A 19,529-nucleotide genomic window follows, 5' to 3' on the forward strand; every position below is an offset into this window, starting at 1 on the left:
TCCCGCCCAGCCCTTGCGCGGAGGGTCCGGGCTGTGGTTATTTGATCGCGTCAAAAAAGGACGTATCGCCCGCCGGGCTGCGTCCAGCGCCTGGAACAGTGCCGTTCCGCACGTCGCCAACGCGCATCCTCGTCAAGGATGGAGAGCAGCACCCATGACAAGCCCCCGACGCCTGCTACGGCAGGCGCTGTGCGGACTCGCCCTCGTCGGCCTCGTGGCCGCCGGCTCCGCCGCTCCCGCGGTCGCCACGGCCTCCTCGGCCGAGGCCGCCGCCGACCCCGCACCCACGCCCCCGGCGCCCGTGCCCCGCGTCGAGCCCGGCGACCTCGCCACGGCGCCGTACATGGGCTGGAGCAGCTTCAGCATGCAGGTCTACAGCGGCGACGGCCGCTGGATCGACGCCGACCAGCTCATCGCCCAGTCGGACGCCATGCACACCAATCTGCAGCGCTACGGCTACGACCGCATCAACGTGGACGCGGGCTGGAACGACGGCGTCGACGAGTACGGCCGCCCCACCCCCAGCACGTCGCTGTACCCGGACGGCCTCCAGGCCGTGATCGACCACGTGCACGACAACGGCCAGAAGTTCGGGCTGTACTTCATCCCGGGCATCGGGCCCGAGGTGTACGAGGCCGACCTGCCGGTCTGGAACGCGCCGGGCTGCAGCACCGGTGACATCGTCAAGCAGCCGCTGACCCGCGCCGACTACTGGGGCATCGGCTGGGCGCTCGACTTCGACGACCCCTGCACGACCAAGTACATCGACTCCATCGGCGCCCTGCTGGACGACTGGGGCGTCGACTTCGTCAAGTTCGACAGCGTGACCCCCGGCTCCGGCATCTCCGACCTGTCGCTCGACGCCCGCCGCGACGTCGCGGCCTGGTCCGACGCGCTGCACGGCCGCGGCATCTGGTTCGAGCTGTCCTGGGCGCTCGACCCGGCCTACGCGGACTACTGGAAGGAGAAGGCCGACGGCTGGCGGGTCGACTGGGACGTCGAGTGCTACTGCGAGAACGAGGCCCTGACCACGTGGCCCAACATCGCGCGCCTGTTCCCCAAGGCGGAGCAGTGGTGGCGGCACACCGGTCCGGGCGGGTTCGGCGACCTCGACTCGCTCAACGTCGGCAACGGCCGCATGGACGGCCTGACGCAGGACGAGCGCCGCACCGCGACCAGCCTGTGGGCCATCTCCGCGGCCCCGATGTACACCGGGAACGACCTCACGCAGCTCGACACGTTCGGCCTGAGCCTGCTGACCAACGAGGAGGTCATCGCGATCAACCAGGCCGCGATCCCGGCGCACCCCGTCTCGACGGCGGGCAAGCGGCAGGTCTGGTACTCGCTGCAGGACGACGGCTCGTACGTGGTCGGGCTCTTCAACCTCGGCTCGACCGACGCCGACATAACGGCCGACTGGACGGACCTCGGGCTCGCCGACGGCGGCCACAAGGTACGTGACGTGTGGGCGCGCAAGAACCTCGGCTCGTTCACCGACGGCTTCACGGCCACCGACGTGCCGCCGCACGGCGTGCGGCTGCTGCGGGTCACGCCCGCCGGTCGCGCGGTGTCGACGGTGAACGACGACGTGCTCCAGGTGGGCTACGGCGGCGACTGGCAGCGCAACGGGAACCAGGAGGTCGCGGCGACGTCGCAGGACCTCGCGGTCTCGGTCGTGGCGGACGGCGACGAGGCGCCCGCGCCGGGCGACACCGACGCCCGCGTCGAGCAGCTCAACGACGACGCCGCCGAGATCTCCTACTCCGGGAGCTGGAGCCACAGCACCGGCCGCGGGCTGGGCGACCACGAGGACGACGTGCACTGGACCGAGAAGGACGGCGACGCCTTCGAGCTGACCTTCCGCGGCACCGGCGTGACGTACGTGACCGAGCGCGACGAGTCGCAGGGCGAGGTGGCGGTCTACCTCGACGGCGAGCTCGTCGAGACGGTCGACGCGTCACTGCCGGCCGGGACGCCGCGCGAGAGCCAGCAGGCGGTGTGGACGACGTCGGACCTCGCGGACGGCGAGCACACGCTGCGCGTGGAGAAGAAGTCCGGGCGGTTCATGCTCCTGGACCGGATCGACGTGGAGCAGGAGAACCTGGTGACGCCGAACGCGATCGTGGTGCCCGACGAGCAGGCCGAGGCGACCCGCGTCGAGCTGGCCCGCGACCCGGGTGAGCTCACCGCGATCCGGCACGGCGACACCGTCCTGGAGCGGGGCACGGACTGGACCGCCGACGGCCAGGCGGTCGTGCTGTCGGCCGGGTTCCTCACGGCCCTGCCCGCGGGCGACACCGCGCTGACGTTCGCGTTCCGCGGCGACGCCGCCGACGACGTGCACACCGCCGGTGGCGAGGCCTGGACCGACCTCACGTTCACGGGTACCGGGGTGACGTGGATCGCGCCGACGGCACCCGACCAGGGTCCCGTGCACGTCTACGTGGACGGGGTGCTCAAGCAGACCGTGGACACGAGCTCCGCGGCCCGCCGTACGCAGCAGGAGCTGTACTCCGTCTCCGGCCTCAAGCCCGGCAGCCACCGCATCGTGGTGGTGAACGGCTCGGACGCGCCGATCCGGAGCGACGGCTTCCGCTTCTCGCGCTGACACCCCCGACGTGTCAGACGCTCAGGTCCCCCGAGGGGCCTGAGCGTCTGACACGTTCACTCTGCTGTGAGCTCCAGCACCATGCCCGACGCCGGCTGGAGCACCGGCAGCGTCAGGCCCGCGCCGGCGAGGATCGCGCCGGACACCCGGAAGCCCTCCGCGCCGCGGGCCCGCGCGATCCAGGCGGGCTCCTGGCCGTGCACGGCGGCTGCGCCGAACGCGTCCGGCACGCGCACCACGTAGTCCCGGTCGCGGTCGAGGCCCGGGAACGGCACCCGCGCCGTCTGCGGCCCGGCCGAGCTCGCCAGCCGCACCCACGCGAACAGTGCCCGCGCACGGTCCTCGGACACGGTGCCGTGCAGCAGCGTCTGCTCGTCGGCGAGGTCCGCGTGCACGCGCACTCCCCCGTGCAGCAGGTCCCGCCGCGACGTGACGAACGCGGCCCAGGACGTCAGCCGCTCCATCTCGTCCTCGGTGCAGCCGGTGATGTCCCACTCGATCCCGGGCGCGGCGAACGCCGCCGTCACCAGCCGGAAGGACAGGTCGGTGACGCGGTTCGTGGTGTGCGCCCGCTCCGCGCCCACGTGCGAGCCCAGCAGCTCCGGCGGCAGCAGCAGCTCGCTCCAGAGCTGGATCTGCTGGCGTTCCACGGGGTCGTTGCAGTCCGAGGTCCACACCCGCTCGGTGCGCTCCAGGATGCCGAGGTCGATGCGCCCGCCACCCGACGCGCAGCTCTCGATCTCCAGCCCCGGGTGCCTGTCGTGCAGCTCGTCCAGCAGGGCGTAGAGCGCCAGCGTCTGCCGCCGCACCCCCGGCCGGTCCCCGGCGGCGCCGCCGCGCACCACCGCCTCGTGCAGCTCCCGGTTGTGGTCCCACTTGATGTAGGCGATCTCGTAGCGCTCCACCAGCTTCGAGATCGACTCCAGCAGGTACGCGAACGCGTCGGGGTGCGCGACGTCGAGCACGTACTGGTTGCGGAAGCTGGAGCCCACCCCCGCCGACGGCGCCAGCAGCCACTCGGGGTGCAGGCGCGCCAGGTCGGAGTCGAGGTTGACCATCTCGGGCTCGAACCACAGCCCGAACTCCATCCCCGCCTCGCGCACCCGCGCCACGAAGGGGTCGAGCCCGTCGGGCCAGACGTCCGCCTCGATCTGCCAGTCGCCGAGACCCGCCGTGTCGTCCCGCCGGCCGCGGAACCAGCCGTCGTCGAGCACGATCCGCTCCACGCCCACGCGGGCCGCGCGGTCCACGAGCTCGCCGAGCCGGCCCAGGTCGTGGTCGAAGTAGACGGCCTCCCATGTGTTGAGCACCAGGGGCTGCGGCGCCCGGCGCGGACGGCGGGCGCGGGTACGGCGGTGGAACCGGTCGGCGAGGCCGTCCAGCCCGGCGTCCGACCACGCGAACAGCACGTCCGGCGCCGCGTAGCTCTCCCCCGGGCCCAGCCGCACCTCGCCGGGGCGCAGCAGCTCGCCGCCGCCGAGCACGGCCGCGTGCGCGCCCGCGCCCTCGGGCAGGCGCTGCACGATCCAGCGCTGGTCGCCGCTCCACGCCACGTGGGCCGCCCAGACCTCGCCCGTGCGGTGGGCGAAGCCCGGCGTGCCGACGGCGACCAGGTAGGGCGAGTCGAGCCCCGGCTTGCCCCGGCGCACCTCGCGCAGGTGCGTGCCGTCCACCAGCGGCAGCCGCTGCGGCTGCCGCTCCCGGCTCCAGCGCCCGCTGAAGTCGAGCACCTCCGTGGCGCGCGCCGGGAGGGGCAGCAGCGCCACGACGTGCGCGAGGTCGTAGGCATCCGCGCCCTGACCGCCTGCGGTCACCGTCCACCGCACCCGCAGGACGCCCGTTGCCTCCAGCTCCACCTCGGCCGCCAGCGCGAGGTCCGCGACCGGCTCGCGCAGGTCCAGGCGCACCGTGCCGCCGACGCCGTCCGCCGGCACCTCGACGCGTGCCTCCACCAGCTCCGGGCGCGGCGTGGTCGCCGTCCCGGCACGGTGGCCCTCGAGGCCCGGCAGTCCGGACCAGGTGTCCCGCTCCACGGGCAGGAGCGTGAGCGCGCGCGGCGCCTCCGGGGAGTTGGCGACCCGCGCCGTCAGCCCGGACTCCCGCAGCGCGGCGACGCCGTCGGGGCCGACGTCGCCGAGGTCCTCGCCCCAGTGCAGCACCCGGGGCATCTCGCCCGCGAGGTCGAGCACGAGCGACACCCCGGCCGCGCTCAGCACCGCGTATTCATCACCAGCAGACATCTTCACCACCCCGAATCGACTTTCTTGACAGCGGAAACTTAGTCGCCCTACGCTCTCGGCAGCAAGCGAGGTGCCGACACCTCCTGCACTTCGACGACGAGGGATGAGGCCGATGGCGATCTCCACCACGACCCCGGCGCGCGGACGGACCGCGGCCGGACGCGTACGCAAGACCGGGCCGGTACGCCGCGCCGGCTCACCCGCCCATCGCGGGGACGCGCGGCTGGCCTGGGTCCTCATCGCACCGGCCGTCATCGGCTTCCTCGTCTTCGCGGCCTACCCGACGCTGCGCGGGATCTACCTGAGCTTCACCGACTTCCGGGTGCTCACCCCGCCGGAGTGGACCGGCCTGGACAACCTGAAGCGGCTCGTGGCCGACGAGGTCTTCTGGCACTCGCTCGGCGTGACGGCCTACTTCGTGCTCCTGTCGGTCGTGATCGGCATGACCCTGTCGGTCACGACGGCCGTGGTGCTGCACCGGCTCACGGCCTCCACGGCCCTGCGCGGCGTCATCATCCTGCCGTTCCTCATCTCCGGCGTCGTCGCCGCGACCACGTGGTCCTGGATGCTCGACGCGCAGCTCGGCATCGTGAACATCGCCATCCGCCAGCTCGGGTTCGACCCGGTCTTCTTCCTGGGCTCCAGCAGGTGGGCCATCCCCACGATCGCGCTGATCAGCGTCTGGAAGGGCATGGGGTACAACGCGATCATCGTGTTCGCCGGCCTCCAGACCATCCCGCCGACCATCTACGAGGCGGGGCGGATCGACGGCGCGAACGAGATGCAGATGTTCCGGCGCCTCACGCTGCCCCTGCTGCGGCCCGTGCTGGCGATGGTGCTGGTGCTGACGGTGATCGGCTCGTTCCAGGTCTTCGACCTCGTGGCCGTGACCACCCAGGGCGGCCCGGCCCGCGCGTCGAACGTGCTGCAGCTCTACATCTACGACAAGGCGTTCGGCCAGTTCGAGTTCGGCTACGCCGCCACGATGTCGCTCGCGCTGTTCGCGATGCTCATCGCCATCACCTTCCTGCAGATGCGCCTGCTGCGCGCCGACGAGTCCGACACCGACTGACCCGTCGCCCGTCCGCGCCGCCCCGAACCCGTGAGGAACCCCCGCATGTCCGCATCCGCAGCCGCATCCACATCTGCCCCTTCGGCCGTCGACGCCGTCCGGCCCGCCGCCCGTCCGACCAGCCGTGCCGGCACCCGGCCATCGCCCGCCCGGCGTCGCCCCAGCCTGGGGCGCGCCGTCGCCTGGACCTACCTCGGCGGCGTCGTGCTCGTGACGCTCTTCCCGTTCTACTGGATCCTGCGCACGTCGTTCTCGAACAACTACGCCCTGATCACCCACCCGTCGTCGCTGCTGCCGGTCGACTTCACGCTCGGCGCGTTCCGCCGGGTGCTCGGCATCGCGACGTCGGCGGAGTCGCTCGCGGAGGGCGGCTCGGGCGCCAGCATCAACATCCTGCACTTCGCGCTGAACTCGCTGATCTTCGCGACGCTCTCGACCGGCCTGGTCGTGTTCTTCTCGCTGATCGCCGCCTACGCGTTCGCCCGCCTCGAGTGGCCCGGCCGGGACCTCGTGTTCTCGATCCTGCTCACGGCGCTCATGGTGCCCGGCATCCTGACGCTCCTGCCGAACTTCGTGCTGATCAAGGACCTGGGCCTGCTCAACACGTTCGGCGGGCTGATCCTGCCGGGAGCGCTGTTCTCGGCGTTCAACATCTTCTTCCTGCGCCAGTTCATGCTCGGCCTCAGCCGTGAGATCGAGGAGGCCGCGCTGATCGACGGCGCGAGCCGGCTGCGCGTGCTGTTCCAGATCACGCTGCCGATGACGTCGGGCCCCGTGACCACGCTGTCCATCCTGGGCTTCATCGGCGCCTGGAACGACTACTTCTGGCCGCTCCTGGTCACCAGCGACGACAGCGTGCGCCCGCTCACGCTCGCCCTGGCCGTGTTCAAGCAGTCGTCGCCGCAGGCCGCGCCGGACTGGGCGGGCCTGATGGCCGCCACGCTGGTCGCGGCGCTGCCCATGCTGGTGCTGTTCCTCGCGTTCGGCCGCCGGATCGTGGACTCCATCGGCTTCTCGGGGCTCAAGTGAGTACCGCACCGCGCCCGGTCCGACTGCGCTGGACCGCGCCCGCCGCGCGCTGGGGCGAGGCGACGCCCGTGGGCAACGGAGAGATCGGCGGCATGGTGCTCGGCGATGCCCGCGGGCGCATCGGGCTCAACGACGCGTCGCTGTGGTCGGGCACCCCCGACGGCCCGCGGCGCGCGCTCGACGCCGTCGTCGCCGGCGGCGCGGGTCCCGAGCGCCTCGCCCAGGTACGGGACGCCGTCGCCCGGCACGACGACGACGAGACAGAACGCCTGCTGCGCACCTTCGAGGGCCCGTGGAGCCAGGAGTTCCTGCCGCTCGGCGACCTCGACCTGGACCTCGGCCGGATCGACACGACCGGGTACGAGCGGGTGCTCGACCTGTCGTCCGCGGTGGTCGACGAGACCTTCCTGCTGGACGGCGTGCCCGTGCGCCGCGCCACCTGGGTCTCCGCGGCCGACGGCGCGCTCGTGGTCGAGCTCGTCGCCGACTCTCCCGTCTCCGCGGTGGTGCGGCTGCGGTCGCCGCTGCGGGTCGCCGGCTCGGACGCCGGGGTGTCCGACGGCGGCCTCGCGCACCTGTCCCTGCTGATGGAGACGCCGGTCGACGGCGCGCCGAAGCACGAGCCCGACGCCGTCGCGCACGTCTGGCGCGAGGGCGGGCCGGAGGCCGTCGGCGGATCCGGGTTCGACCCGGCCGCCGCCGTCGCCGTGGCGGTGCGCACCGACGGCGCGGCGACCGTGGTGCCCGGGACACACGAGGTCGTGATCACCGGGGCGCGCCGTGTCCTGCTCGCGGTCACGACGGAGACGAACGCGCGCCGCTGGTGGCGGCACGAGCCGCAGGCGCCGCGCGACGAGCTCGTCGCGCGCGCCGCCCGGCACGCGCAGGACGTCGCGGCGTCCGGCGCCGGAGCGCTGCGCGCCCGGCACGAGGCCGCCGCGCGCGAGCTGCTCGGCCGGTCGGGCCTGGAGCTGGGCGTCCCCGCCGGCGACGAGCCCGTCGACGTCGACGCCCTCCTGGCCGACGCGGACGACCGCGCCCTGGCGCGCGTGATTTACGCGTACGGCCGCTACCTGCTCGTCTCGTCGTCGCGGCCCGGCTCGCCACCGGCCAACCTGCAGGGCATCTGGAACGCGTCGATGCGGCCGCCGTGGTCGTCCAACTACACGATCAACATCAACACCCAGATGAACTACTGGCTCGCCGAGCGCACCGGCCTGGGCGAGCTGCACGAGCCGCTGCTGGACCTGATCGAGCGCGTCGCCGGCGAGGGCCGTGCGGTGGCCGGCGAGCTCTACGGCGCCCGCGGCTGGGTGGCGCACCACAACACCGACCCGTGGGGGTACGCGCTGCCCGTCGGCGCCGGGCACAGCCCGACGTCGTGGGCGTTCTGGCCGATGGGCGGCCTGTGGCTCGCGGACCACCTGTGGCAGCGCTGGGAGTACGGACGCGACCGCGACGAGCTCGCGGGGCGGGTGCTCCCGCTGCTGCTCGGCGCGAGTGCCTTCGCGCTCGACTGGCTGGTGGCCGGCCCGGACGGCACGCTCGGCACCTCGCCGTCGACGTCGCCCGAGAACTTCTTCCTGCGCGCCGACGGCACGTCCGGCGCCGTCTCCACGTCGTCCGCGATGGACCTCAGCCTGATCCGGGCGACGCTCGAACGCACGCTCGCGGCCGCGGAGGCCGTGGGCGTGGCGGACGCCGCGGACGCGACGCTGCTCGACGAGATCCGCGCCGCGCTGCCCCGCATCGCGCCGCTGCGCGTGGCCGACGACGGCACCCTGTACGAATGGGGCGACGACTCGGCCTCGCTCGAACCGCACCACCGCCACCTGTCGCTCCTGATCGGGCTGCACCCGCTGCATGCCGTCGACGTGGAGCGCACCCCGGAGCTGGCCGACGCCGCCCGCCGCACCCTTGACGCCCGCGGGCCGGGGGCCATGGGCTGGTCCTGGTCGTGGAAGATCGCGATGCGGGCACGACTGGGCGACGGCGACGTCGCACGCGACCTGCTGCGCGAGGCGACCACCCCCTACCCCGGGGACCCCGACCTCGACGCGCCGCCGGACGGCTCGGAGTGGGGCGGGCTGCTGCCGAACCTGTTCTCGACGCACCCGCCGTTCCAGATCGACGGCAACTTCGGCCTGGCCGCGGCCATCGCCGAGATGCTGGTCGGCACCGGCGAGGGCACGCCCGACAGCCCGGTCCGGCTGCTGCCCGCCCTGCCGGCGGCCTGGCCCGACGGCCGGATCACCGGCGTGCGCACCCGCGGGGGCGTCGCGGTGGACCTCGACTGGCGGGGCGGCCGCCCGGTCGCGCTGCGTCTGCACGACGTCGTGGGCGCCGGCCCGCGCGACGTGACCGTGAGCTTCGCCGGGCGGACCCGGACGGTGCCCGTGGGCTCGCCCGTCGCCGCCGACAGCCTGTTCGGGGAGACCTCATGACCATCCCGGACCCCCGCCAGCCCGCCCTGCGCGCCTACCGCTCGACGCAGGAGCTGCCGGACGACTTCGCCGGGTTCTGGCGCGACACCCTCGCCGAGGCCCGGCGGTACGACGCGCCGCCGTCCGCCGTCCCGGTGGAGACCCCGCTCGGCGCGATCGACGTGCTCGACGTGACCTTTCCCGGGTTCGGCGGCGAGCCGGTACGCGCGTGGCTCCGGCTGCCGCGGCACCGCGACGGCCTGCTGCCCGCGGTGGTCCACTTCACCGGGTACGGCGCGGGCCGCGGGCACGCGATCGACGACCTGACCTGGGCCGCGGCGGGCTACGCCCACCTGGTCATGGACACCCGCGGCCAGGGCGACGGCTCCACGCCGGACGGCCCGTGGGGCGACAGCACCGGGTACATCACGCGCGGCCTCGCGGACCCGGCCGGCTACTACTACCGGCGCGTGCTCACCGACGCGGCCCGCGCCGTGGACGCCGTCCGGCTGCTGCCGGGCGTCGACCCCGGCCGCGTGGCGGTGCTCGGCAACAGCCAGGGCGCCGGGATCGCGCTGGCCGCCGGGTACCTCGCCGACGACGTGTCGGCCGTGCTCGCCCAGGCGCCGTTCCTCGCGGACCTCCCGGGTGCGCTCACCCTGAGCGCGCACGGGCCCTACCGGGAACTCGCCGACCTGCTGGCCCGGGACCGGGCGCGCCGCGAGCGCGCCCTGGCCACGCTCCGCTACGTGGACGTGGTCAACTTCGCGCGCCTCGCGCGCACGCCCGCCTGGTTCTCCTGCGGGCTCGACGACGACATCACTCCCCCGGAAACCGTGTTCGCCGCGCACAACGAGTACGCGGCGCAGCACGACATCACCGTCTGGCCGTCCAACGGCCATGACGCCGGCGGCAGCCTCGACCGGCAGGGCGCGCTCGACGTGCTCGGCCGCCTGCTCGGGACGACCGCCGGCCCTACCAACCCGAACCGAACCCACCCGGTCCCTTGATCGAAGAGGAATCATGAAACCGAAGCACATGCTGAGCATCGTCGCTGCAGCCGCTGTCACCGTCTCGCTGGCCGCCTGCGCGGGCGGCTCCGCCGGCGGAGCGGCCGAGGAGGGCGCCCACGCGGGCACCGTCAACTGGTGGACCTGGGACGAGAAGCAGGCGGAGTCCTACAAGACCTGCCTGCCCGCGTTCCAGGAGAAGTACCCCGACATCACGGTCAACATCACCCAGTACGCGGTGGACGACTACTTCACCAAGCTGACGGCGGGCTTCGTCGCCGGCAACGCCCCCGACGCGTTCCAGAACAGCGTGGAGTTCCTCGACTCGTACGCGAAGCAGGGCCAGCTCGAGCCGCTCGACGACTACATCGCCGAGTCGGACTACGACCTGGGCGTGTTCAACGTGGGCGTCCCCGCCTTCACGTACACGGACGACAAGCAGTACGCCCTGCCGCTCGACTGGGCCGGGTCGGCGTTCTACTACAACAAGGACATGCTCAAGGACGCGGGCCTCTCCGAGGACGACGTCCAGAACATGACCTGGAACCCGGAGGACGGTGGCACCTTCGACAAGGTCGTCGCCCGCCTCACCGTCGACGAGAACGGCAAGCGCGGCGACGAGAAGGGCTTCGACAAGGACAAGGTCGCGGTCTACGGCATCGGGGCGCTCGGCACGGCCGACTACCTCGGGCAGACCACCTGGTACCAGTTCGCCGCCTCGTCGGACTGGACGATGCGCGAGCCGGCGGCCTGGCCGACGTCCTTCGCCTTCGACGACCCGGCGTTCACCGAGACCATGGACTACCTGCGCGGCCTGTCCGACCGCGGCCTCGCCCCGGAGTTCGGCCAGTTCACCGTCGGTGACACCGAGCAGCTCGGCTCGGGCTCGGTCGCGATGATCTCCGGCGGCTCGTGGTCGGCCACGACGTTCGCCAAGCTGCCCGACATGTCGGTCGGCATCGCGCCCAACGTGCTCGGCCCGGACGGCGAGACCCGCGTGGTGATGAGCAACTCCAACGGCAACATGCTCTGGTCGGGCAGCAAGGTCAAGCAGGCGGCCTGGGACTGGATCTCGTTCATGGGCACGGCCGAGTGCCAGGAGAGCGCCGCGCTGACGTCGGGCTCGTTCTTCCCGTCCATCCCGTCGGCCATGGACGCGCTCGCCGCGGACCAGCTCGACAAGGGCATCGACCTGAGCGTGTTCGTCAACTACGCGAAGAACGAGGAGCTCGAGCCGTCGCTGGCCTACCGCAACGGCGCGGAGCTCAAGTCGGAGCTGCAGCCGCTGTTCGAGGCGTACTACAGCCACCAGCGTGACGACGACGTGTGGCAGGAGGCCGCGGACAAGGCCCAGGAGATTCTTTCCAAGTAGTGACGGCCGGCCTGGGCGCGGCGCCTCGTGCGCCGCGCCCAGGCCGAGGACGAGGTTTCCCATGAGTGCCACGCCGCCCCCGACGCCGCCGCGCCGCCCCAAGCTGCGCACGACGACGTCGGCGGAGATCTTCACGCGCATCATCACGCACGGCCCGGTGAGCCGGATCGAGATCGGCCGGCTGACCGGCCTGTCCCAGGCAAAGGTGACCAAGACGGTCAGCCCGCTGATCCGCGACGGGTTCGTGACCGTCGGCGAGCACGCCGAGAGCTCGTCCCCGGGGCGGCCCGTCTACCCGCTGAGCGTGGTGCCCCGCTCCATGCTGGCCATCGGCGTCAAGGTCAACGCCGACGAGATCGTGGCCGTCGCGGTGAGCATCGGCAACGAGGTGCTCACCTCCACCCGGCGCGCGCTCGAGCGGCACGACCCCGAGACGGTCACGCGCGAGATCGTCCGCTGCGCGCGGCGGCTGATCGACAAGCTCGGCGACAGCGCCGACCGTCTCGTCGGCCTCGGCGTGTCGGCGTCGGGCGACATCGACACGGGCTCCGGCGTGGTGCGCCACTCCCCGCTGCTGGGGTGGGCCAACGTGCCCCTGGGTGCGGCGGTCGCGCGGGAGGTCGGACTGCCGGTCGTCGTCGAGAACGACGTGCGCGCGCTCGCCCGGTCCGAGCAGTGGTTCGGGCTCGGCGTGGAGGCGGAGAGCTTCGCCATCGTCACGATCGGCGCGGGCATCGGCTGCGGCATCTACGTCAACAGCGACGTCGTGGTCGGGGCGCACGGCGTGGTCGGCGAGATCGGCCACCTGCCCCTGGCCTCCCCCGACGCCGTGTGCGTGTGCGGCCGCCGCGGCTGCGTGGAGGCGGTGGCCTCCTCGGGCGCCATCCGCGACGCCGTGCGCGCCGGCCACGGCGACCCCACGCTCACGCTCGCGGACGCCGTTTCCCTCGCGCACGCGGGCGACCGGACCGCCGTCGACGCGTTCGACCGCGCGGGCACCGCCATCGGCGCGGCCCTCGCGGTCACCGCCAACCTGGTGGACCCGGAGGTGGTGGTCATCGCGGGCGAGGGCGTCATGGAGTACGACCTGTACGAGCGCCGTATCCGCGAGGAGTTCGCGGCGCACGCGTTCGGCGCGGCGGCCAACTGCCGCCTGGTGGTGCGGCGGCACACGTTCATCGACTGGGCGTGCGGCGCGGCGGTCGCGGCGTTCCGGGACGCGCTGCTGCCCACTGCCGCCTAGGCCGGCGGGGCCGCTACTCGCGGAAGACGCAGAACTCGTTGCCCTCGGGATCGGCCAGGACCACCCAGTTCTCGTGCCGGCCGACCTGGGACGCGCCCGCCGCGACCAGGCGCGCCACCTCGGCGTCCCGGTCGGGGGCGCGGACGTCGAGGTGCACGCGGTTCTTCACGGTCTTGGGCTCGGGTACCCGGTTGAAGAACAGCCGCGGAGCGCCGGCAGGCCCCTCGACCAGCACGGACGGGTCGTCCTCCGGGTCGTGGACGCCGAGGGTGCGCAGCCGGTCGAGCTCCTCGTCGTCGTACGGGGCGACGGCGTAGCCGTCCAGGACGACCGCCCAGAACCGGGCCAGGGATGCGGGGTGGCGGCAGTCGAACACCACGTCGTGAAGTCTCGCCATGGGCCCCACCGTAGGGCTCGGGTGAGACCTGACGAGGCGGGGCGGGCCGGGACGGAAGTGGCAGGACTCCAGAGATGCCGGCCGTCCCGGGATCCCGATCGCCCGGCGTCGTGGGGCGGTGGGCAGTCAGGCGAACCGCGCGGTCCTGTGCTGCGCGGTCCTGTGCTGTGGCCCGCACGGGTGTTCCTGAGGTTTCCGTCCCCGCAACGAGCGTCTGGCGTGATCGACGAGACGGCCCGCCCGTTCGGGGCCGCCGGCCGCCGAGTTCCAGGGCTTCCCCCAGACGAGCAGGCGATTCTGCTGTCGGCAGATCGGGTCCGTTCAGCGAGCGATGCGAACGGATGTGCCATATGTTGATGGCATGACGCGAACGGGTGAGGTACTGACGGCGGCGGGCGGACAGCCTGTTCGCCCTGTGCTGCCCGATGGCGACAGGGCGTCCGGTGCGCCCGTGCCCGGCGGGGTCGTTGACGTGGCGGGCGTGCGGGCGGTGCGGGAACTACTGGCAGGCATGATCCTGCCCGGAGCCACTGACACCAGGTCTGGTGCTGTTGACTCGGTCGTGGATGCGCGGGCCGTGCAGGCCGAATGCGTCGACCTGCTCGGTGAGCTGGAGGCGGTCAAGAACGCGATCACCGCGACCCAAGCACGGCTGGCGGTCGTCCTGGACGAGGCCACGCGTGCCGAGGAGGCCCGGCAGTCCATTCGCGCCGAGCGGCAGGGTCGCGGGGTGCCGAACCAGGTCGGTGCTGCGTTGCGGGTGAGCCCGCATGCAGGGGCTGGGTTCGTGAGCACGTCCCGGGTGTGGGTCACGCAGATGCCCCACACGTTCAACGCGCTGCGCTCGGGGGTGTTGTCCCAGTGGCGGGCCACGCTCCTGGTGCGGGAGACCTCCCACCTGACGGTGGAACACCGTGCCCTGATCGACGAGGAGATCTGCGGCCCGGCACATCTGGCGGAGCTGGCGAGGATGGGCACCCGCCGCCTGGTCGCCCGCATCAAGGAACTCGCCGCCCGGCTGGACGTGCACGCGTGCGTGAAGCGCAACGCGCGCGCGGTGACCGAACGACGGGTGTCCATCCGCCCGGCACCGGACCTGATGGTCTACCTGACCGCCTTGGTCCCGATGGCCCAGGGTGTCCAGGCCTACGCCCAGCTCAAGACTCACGCCCAGACCACCAAGGCCACGGGGGACGAGCGTGGGGTGGGGCAGATCATGGCCGACACCCTCATCGAGCGCACCACCGGACGCGAGCCCGGCCATGCCGAGGATGTGCCGGTCACGATCAACCTGCTCGTCTCCGACCAGACCCTTCTCGCCCGTGGCGACGAGCCCGCTGTGGTCCTTGAAGGCACCCCCGCAGGGGTCGGCACCGTCCCGGCCCCGGTCGCCCGGAACCTGGCGGCACATGCGATCGACACCGACACCGCGTGGCTGCGCTCGATCTACGTCAACCCCCACGGACGGTTGGTAGCGACCACCTCGACGTCCCGGTTCCACCCCCAGGGACTAGCAAGCCTCTTGCGGGCCCGGGAACAGGGAATCTGCGCCACCACCTGGTGCGACGCCCCCGTGCGTCACCTCGACCACGTCACCCCGCACGCCGAGGGCGGACCGACCAGCCTCGACAACGGGCAGGGCCTGTGCGCCCGGTGCAACCACGCGAAGCAGGCACCCGGCTGGTCACAGAAGACCACCCAGCTCGACGGGCGGCACGCCGTAGAAACGGTCACTCCGACGGGGCACACCTATGTCTCGGTCGCACCCCCACCACCGACCCCGGCCTGGACCCCCGCGGTCGGCATGACCGGCCCCGCACCCGGTTACACCCCACGCAGCCGCTACCAGATCGGCTGCCAGACCACTCCCGCCCACGGCGCGATCGCCTACCGACCCAGCCCACCACGTCCGCAGCCACGCCCGGCCCACGGGCCACCTGGTCGAGCCCGCGCCCGATCACGTCGACCCGACCTCTCCTGGACTCACTCCACCTGACGCGAGGACAGGCGCGCCGCCCCCGCCGGCGGGGTGACCGCGCGGGCAAAGCAGGCCGAGACCGCGACCAGCACCATGACCAGCAGGATCGCGAGCCTCAGGGTCAGGTGCTCGCCGACGAACCCGAGCAGGGGCGGCCCCACCAGGAACGCGGTGTAGCCCGCCGTGGCGACGGCGCTCACGCGGCGTGCGGCGTTCAGCGGGTCGTCTCCGGCCGCCGAAAGGGCGACCGGGAAACCCAGTGAGGCGCCGATCCCCCAGAGCAGCACGCCGACCGCGGCCGGCCAGGCGGACGGCGCGAACGACACCAGGCCGATGCCGACGATCGCGAGCAGCGCGCTGACCACCATCACCGGCGTGCGGCCGAACCGGTCCAGGAAGTACCCGCCGCCGAACCGCCCGATCGCCATGGACAGGCCGAAGAACGCGTAGATCAGCGACGCCGTCGCGGCCGACAGGTCGAACCCGTCGACCATGATCAGCGGCAGCCAGTCGTTCGCCGACCCCTCGGCCAGGGCCATGCCCAGCACGATCACGCCGATGGCCAGGGTGCGCCGCTCGCGCCACACCGCGAGGAACGCGCCGACGGTCTCGCCGAGCGGACGGCGCCGCTGCCCCGCGTCGGCGTCCTCGCGGCCGACGGCGGGCGCGAGGTTGGCCACGAGGACGACCGAGGCGACCGCCGTCAGCGCGGCGACCGCCAGCAGGTGGGCCGCCACCGGGACGTGCACCAGGTTCGCGCCCAGGCCCACGAGCCCGCCCACGCAGATGCCGAAGCTATAGCTGCCGTGCAGGCTGGGCACCACGGTGCGCCGGAGCGCCCGCTCGACGTCGACGCCCTCGACGTTCTGCCCGATCTCGCCCGAGCCCATGCCGTACCCGAACGACGCCAGGCCCGCGGCCACGAGCCAGCCCTGCCCGGCCGCGGTGCCGAGCGCCACCACGGCGACGCCGAGCACGATCGCGACCATGCCCCACAGCACGACGAACCGGGCGCCGCGCCGGGCCACCAGGGTGCCGGCCACGGCGATACCCACCATCGAGCCCGCCGACAGCCCGGCGATGATCAGCCCCATCTCGGCCGTGCTCGCACCGGTCGCGTCGCGTATGGCGGGCGTGCGGGACACCCACGTGGCCATGGACACGCCGGTCATGAAGAAGGACACGAACAGGGCGGCCCGCCGGCGCTGCGCCGACGGCGTCAGGTGCGCGCTCACAGCACCCGGGCCAGCGCGTCGAGCGCCTCCAGCGGCTCGGGCCCGACAGGGATGAAGACGCTGGACGTGACGCCTGCGCGGCCGAGCTCGTCGATGCGCTCCCGCACCTGGGCGGGCGTGCCCGCCAGCGCGAGGCGGGCGACCCACTCGTCGGGCAGGCGCTCGACGAACTCCGCGCGGGAGACGGACGAGGCGCGCAGCGCCGCGAACTCCTCGGCGAACGGGAGCGGCGCGACGTGCGGCGCCCAGTCGGGCTCGCCGATCCACTCGAGGCCGGGCCGGGCGGTCCGCAGCGCGGCCGCCGCGTCGTCGTCGACGGCGCCGATGTTGTAGGCCACCAGCCGGTGCCCGCCCCGCGGGGCGATCGCGTCGAGGGCGGCCGCGGCGTACTCGGGGCCGACGGGCTCGGCGAGCACGGTGCCGTCGGCCACCCTGCCGGACGCCGCCAGGGACCGCGGGCCGCGCACGCCGAGCAGCAGGGGCGGCACGGCGTCGGGCACCGCCGAGGGGTCGAGCCGCAGGTCGCCGGCTTCCCCACCGCCGAGCAGGGTCCGGAGCGTGGTCACGTACTCCGCGAGGTAGGTGAGGGGCCGCGCGGGCCAGGCGCCCGCCTGCCGCATCCAGCCCGGCATGCCGTGCCCGACGCCGACGTCGGTGCGGCCGGGGTGGAGCTGCTCCAGCGTGGCGATCTCCATCGCTGCGAAGGCGGGGTTGCGCACCGCGGCGGGCAGGATCCCGATGCCGACGCGGATGCCTTCGGTCGCGCCCAGCACGGCGGCGGCCTGCACCAGCCCGCCACGGAAGCCCAGGTCCTCCACGACCCAGAGCTCGTCGAAGCCGAGCCGCTCCGCGGTGCGCGCGTACGGGAGCACCTGGGCGGCGGGCAGGTCACGCGGGAGCACGACACCGATCTGCGGAGAGGTCATGGCGCACGTTCTATCAGATCGATTCGAGGCGCGCCGAACCGCCCACGCCGGACGCCGTCGCGGGGCCGCTCAGGTCGCCGAGGCGGGCAGCGTGACGTCGAGCCGGAAACCCTGCGGCACGTGCGCGGCCCGCACGTCCCCGCCGTGCGCCTCGACGATGCCTCGGACGATGGCCAGCCCGAGCCCCGCGCCGGGCGACCCGGCGGCGGGCGATCCGGAAGGGACCCCCGCGTCGGGTGTCCGGGCGGCGCTGGCCCGCCAGCCGATCTCGAACATGCGCGTGAGGTCCTCGCCGTCGACGCCGCTGCCCTGGTCGAGCACGGAGAGCACCAGCCGGTCGCCGCGCTGCTCGGCGGAGACCAGGACCTCGGACCCGGCCGGGGCGTGGCGGATGCTGTTGGTCAGCAGGTTCACCACCACCCGGGTCAGCTCGTGCGGGTCGGCGCGAACCGTCCGGCCGGCGACGCCCGCGTGCTCGATGCCGATCTGCTTCGCGACGGCGAGCTGGTGCACGTCGGCCACGGCGTCGGACACCACGTCCAGCAGCGCGACGTCCTCCCGGCGGAGCCGCAGCGCGCCGCTCTGGATCTGCGACAGCTCGAACAGATCGTCGACCAGCCGGTTCATCGTGGCGACCTGCACCCGGATGCGCCGGACGTAGTCGGCCGGGTCCGCGACGGCGCCGTCGTCCAGCGCCTCGGCAAGGGCGCTGACCCCGGTCAGCGGGGTGCGCAGGTCGTGCGAGATCCAGGCGAAGAACTGGCGGCGTGCCGCATCGAGCTGCTCGATCTCGGCGCGGGCCGCGGCGAGCCGCTCCGAGGCGACGGCGAGCTGCGCGGAGAGGTCGGCGAGCTCCCTGGCCGCGTAGGCCTCGGGGCTGACGACGGCGCCGCGGCCCACGCGCTCGACCGCGTCCCCCAGGTGGGTGAACGACCGGCTCACGGCGCGGGCGGTGAGCAGGATCGTGGTAAGGCTCAGCACCGCGGACAGCCCGACCACCCACAGGAGCACCTGCAGGTCGTGCAGCGAGAGGTACATCAAGGCCGCGATCACGAGGGTCGAGCAGACGATGGACGCGATCGCCGCGACCACCAGGACCACGAACGGGGCGGTGACCGAGCGCTGCCGGCTGCGGCGCAGGACCAGGAGCGCGAGCAGCGTGATCGCCGCCGTGCACACCGCGGCGGTGGCGAGGACGAGCAGCAGGTCGACCGGGGTGAGCATCATGCGGCGGCCCCGACGGTGAAGCGGTAGCCGCGCCCCCACTCGGTGAGCAGGTAGCGCGGGAACCGCGGCTCGGGCTCGATCTTCTCGCGCAGCCGCCGCACGTGCACGGTCACGGTGGACGCCTCGCCGAAGCTCCAGCCCCACACCTCGCGCAGGAGGTCGTCCCGCGTCAGGGTGCGGTCCGGGTTCTGCAGCAGGAACAGGAACAGCTCGTACTCCCGGGACGTGAGCGTCATCTCGGCGTCGGCCGCCCAGATGCGCCGGTGCGCGGGGTCGACGCGGAACGGCCCCAGCGTGAACGGCGACGGCGCGACGTGCAGCCCCCGGCTGCGCCGGACCAGGGCGTCGATCCGGAGCTGGAGCTCCCGCAGCGCGAACGGCTTGACCACGTAGTCGTCGGCGCCGTGCTCCAGCCCGTCGATCCGCTGCTCCACGGCGTCCAGGGCGGTGAGCATGATGATCGGCGTGCGCGGCGCGGCCGCGCGGACCTGGCGGCACAGCTCGTCGCCGCTGACGCCGGGCAGCATCCGGTCCAGGACCAGCACGTCCGGGCGCGCCGTGCGCAGTGCGTCGCGGGCCACGAGCCCGTCCCGCAGCGCCGTGACGGCGTACCCGCGGCTGCCCAGGTAGTCGGAGACCACGGCCAGGACGGTCTCGTCGTCCTCGACGACCATGACCTCGACGCGTGCTCCCATGCCCGGCAGCGTAACCGCGAGCGCACCGGCCGAGTTGTTACGCCCCTGCAAGACTCCCGCGTCCCCGGACCCTG

14 protein-coding genes are annotated in these 19,529 nt (G+C 73.2%); 8 read left to right on the forward strand and 6 right to left on the reverse strand.

Annotation, left to right across the window (positions count from 1 at the left end; translation table 11 throughout):
* Nucleotides 1-154: 154 nt before the first annotated feature.
* Nucleotides 155-2,608 carry a X2-like carbohydrate binding domain-containing protein gene (locus AB0I29_RS23345; RefSeq protein ID WP_357486222.1) on the forward strand — a complete coding sequence of 818 codons (2,454 nt, stop codon included), beginning with the start codon at nucleotides 155-157 and terminating at the stop codon, nucleotides 2,606-2,608.
* Nucleotides 2,609-2,664: 56 nt separating this feature from the next.
* Here the strand turns inward: AB0I29_RS23345 and AB0I29_RS23350 are convergent, their stop codons facing one another.
* A complete protein-coding gene (locus tag AB0I29_RS23350) occupies nucleotides 2,665-4,848 on the reverse strand; it encodes an alpha-galactosidase (protein ID WP_357486225.1) in 2,184 nt (727 codons plus the stop codon).
* A gap of 112 nt (nucleotides 4,849-4,960) precedes the next feature.
* On the opposite strand from AB0I29_RS23350, the gene AB0I29_RS23355 reads away from it, so the two are divergent.
* From AB0I29_RS23355 to AB0I29_RS23380, 6 genes are all read left to right on the forward strand, one after another.
* Nucleotides 4,961-5,920: a sugar ABC transporter permease gene (locus AB0I29_RS23355; RefSeq protein WP_357486229.1), complete on the forward strand. Its 960-nt coding sequence runs from the start codon at nucleotides 4,961-4,963 to the stop codon at nucleotides 5,918-5,920.
* Between the two features lie 165 nt (nucleotides 5,921-6,085).
* Nucleotides 6,086-6,949, forward strand: coding sequence for a carbohydrate ABC transporter permease (locus AB0I29_RS23360; protein WP_285102057.1), 864 nt, complete (start codon nucleotides 6,086-6,088; stop codon nucleotides 6,947-6,949).
* On the forward strand, nucleotides 6,946-9,393 hold the full coding sequence (locus AB0I29_RS23365) for a glycoside hydrolase N-terminal domain-containing protein (protein WP_357486233.1): 2,448 nt from the start codon (nucleotides 6,946-6,948) through the stop codon (nucleotides 9,391-9,393). Before AB0I29_RS23360 ends, AB0I29_RS23365 begins: the two co-directional genes overlap by 4 nt.
* Entirely contained in the window at nucleotides 9,390-10,382 is a 993-nt protein-coding gene (locus AB0I29_RS23370) for an acetylxylan esterase (protein ID WP_357486237.1), read from the forward strand. The genes AB0I29_RS23365 and AB0I29_RS23370 overlap by 4 nt, the downstream gene beginning before the upstream one ends.
* Nucleotides 10,383-10,395: 13 nt before the next feature.
* Complete coding sequence (locus tag AB0I29_RS23375) at nucleotides 10,396-11,754, forward strand: sugar ABC transporter substrate-binding protein (protein WP_357486240.1); 1,359 nt, start codon at nucleotides 10,396-10,398, stop codon at nucleotides 11,752-11,754.
* A 61-nt stretch (nucleotides 11,755-11,815) separates the two neighbouring features.
* Nucleotides 11,816-12,997, forward strand: coding sequence for an ROK family protein (locus AB0I29_RS23380; protein WP_285102019.1), 1,182 nt, complete (start codon nucleotides 11,816-11,818; stop codon nucleotides 12,995-12,997).
* Between the two features lie 13 nt (nucleotides 12,998-13,010).
* Here the strand turns inward: AB0I29_RS23380 and AB0I29_RS23385 are convergent, their stop codons facing one another.
* The gene (locus tag AB0I29_RS23385) at nucleotides 13,011-13,394 is read right to left on the reverse strand and encodes a VOC family protein (protein WP_357486245.1); all 384 of its coding nucleotides are present in this window, start codon (nucleotides 13,392-13,394) and stop codon (nucleotides 13,011-13,013) included.
* A 511-nt stretch (nucleotides 13,395-13,905) separates the two neighbouring features.
* Between AB0I29_RS23385 and AB0I29_RS23390 the strand changes: the two genes are divergently transcribed.
* Entirely contained in the window at nucleotides 13,906-15,390 is a 1,485-nt protein-coding gene (locus AB0I29_RS23390) for a DUF222 domain-containing protein (RefSeq protein ID WP_357486318.1), read from the forward strand.
* Here the strand turns inward: AB0I29_RS23390 and AB0I29_RS23395 are convergent.
* The 4 genes from AB0I29_RS23395 to AB0I29_RS23410 form a co-directional block, all read right to left on the reverse strand.
* Nucleotides 15,378-16,607, reverse strand: coding sequence for an MFS transporter (locus AB0I29_RS23395; protein WP_357486247.1), 1,230 nt, complete (start codon nucleotides 16,605-16,607; stop codon nucleotides 15,378-15,380). The genes AB0I29_RS23390 and AB0I29_RS23395 overlap by 13 nt on opposite strands.
* Nucleotides 16,604-17,533: an LLM class flavin-dependent oxidoreductase gene (locus AB0I29_RS23400; protein ID WP_357486249.1), complete on the reverse strand. Its 930-nt coding sequence runs from the start codon at nucleotides 17,531-17,533 to the stop codon at nucleotides 16,604-16,606. The genes AB0I29_RS23395 and AB0I29_RS23400 overlap by 4 nt, the downstream gene beginning before the upstream one ends.
* 69 nt (nucleotides 17,534-17,602) lie before the next feature.
* Nucleotides 17,603-18,760, reverse strand: a complete 1,158-nt coding sequence (locus tag AB0I29_RS23405) for a HAMP domain-containing sensor histidine kinase (RefSeq protein WP_357486251.1) — start codon at nucleotides 18,758-18,760, stop codon at nucleotides 17,603-17,605.
* Nucleotides 18,757-19,455 (reverse strand): response regulator transcription factor, encoded by a 699-nt coding sequence (locus AB0I29_RS23410; protein WP_357486253.1) that lies wholly within the window; start codon nucleotides 19,453-19,455, stop codon nucleotides 18,757-18,759. Before AB0I29_RS23410 ends, AB0I29_RS23405 begins: the two co-directional genes overlap by 4 nt.
* Between the last annotated feature and the right edge of the window lie 74 nt (nucleotides 19,456-19,529).

Origin of the sequence: Promicromonospora sp. NPDC050262 (assembly GCF_040655935.1) — a bacterium.
Lineage (GTDB): Bacteria > Actinomycetota > Actinomycetes > Actinomycetales > Cellulomonadaceae > Promicromonospora.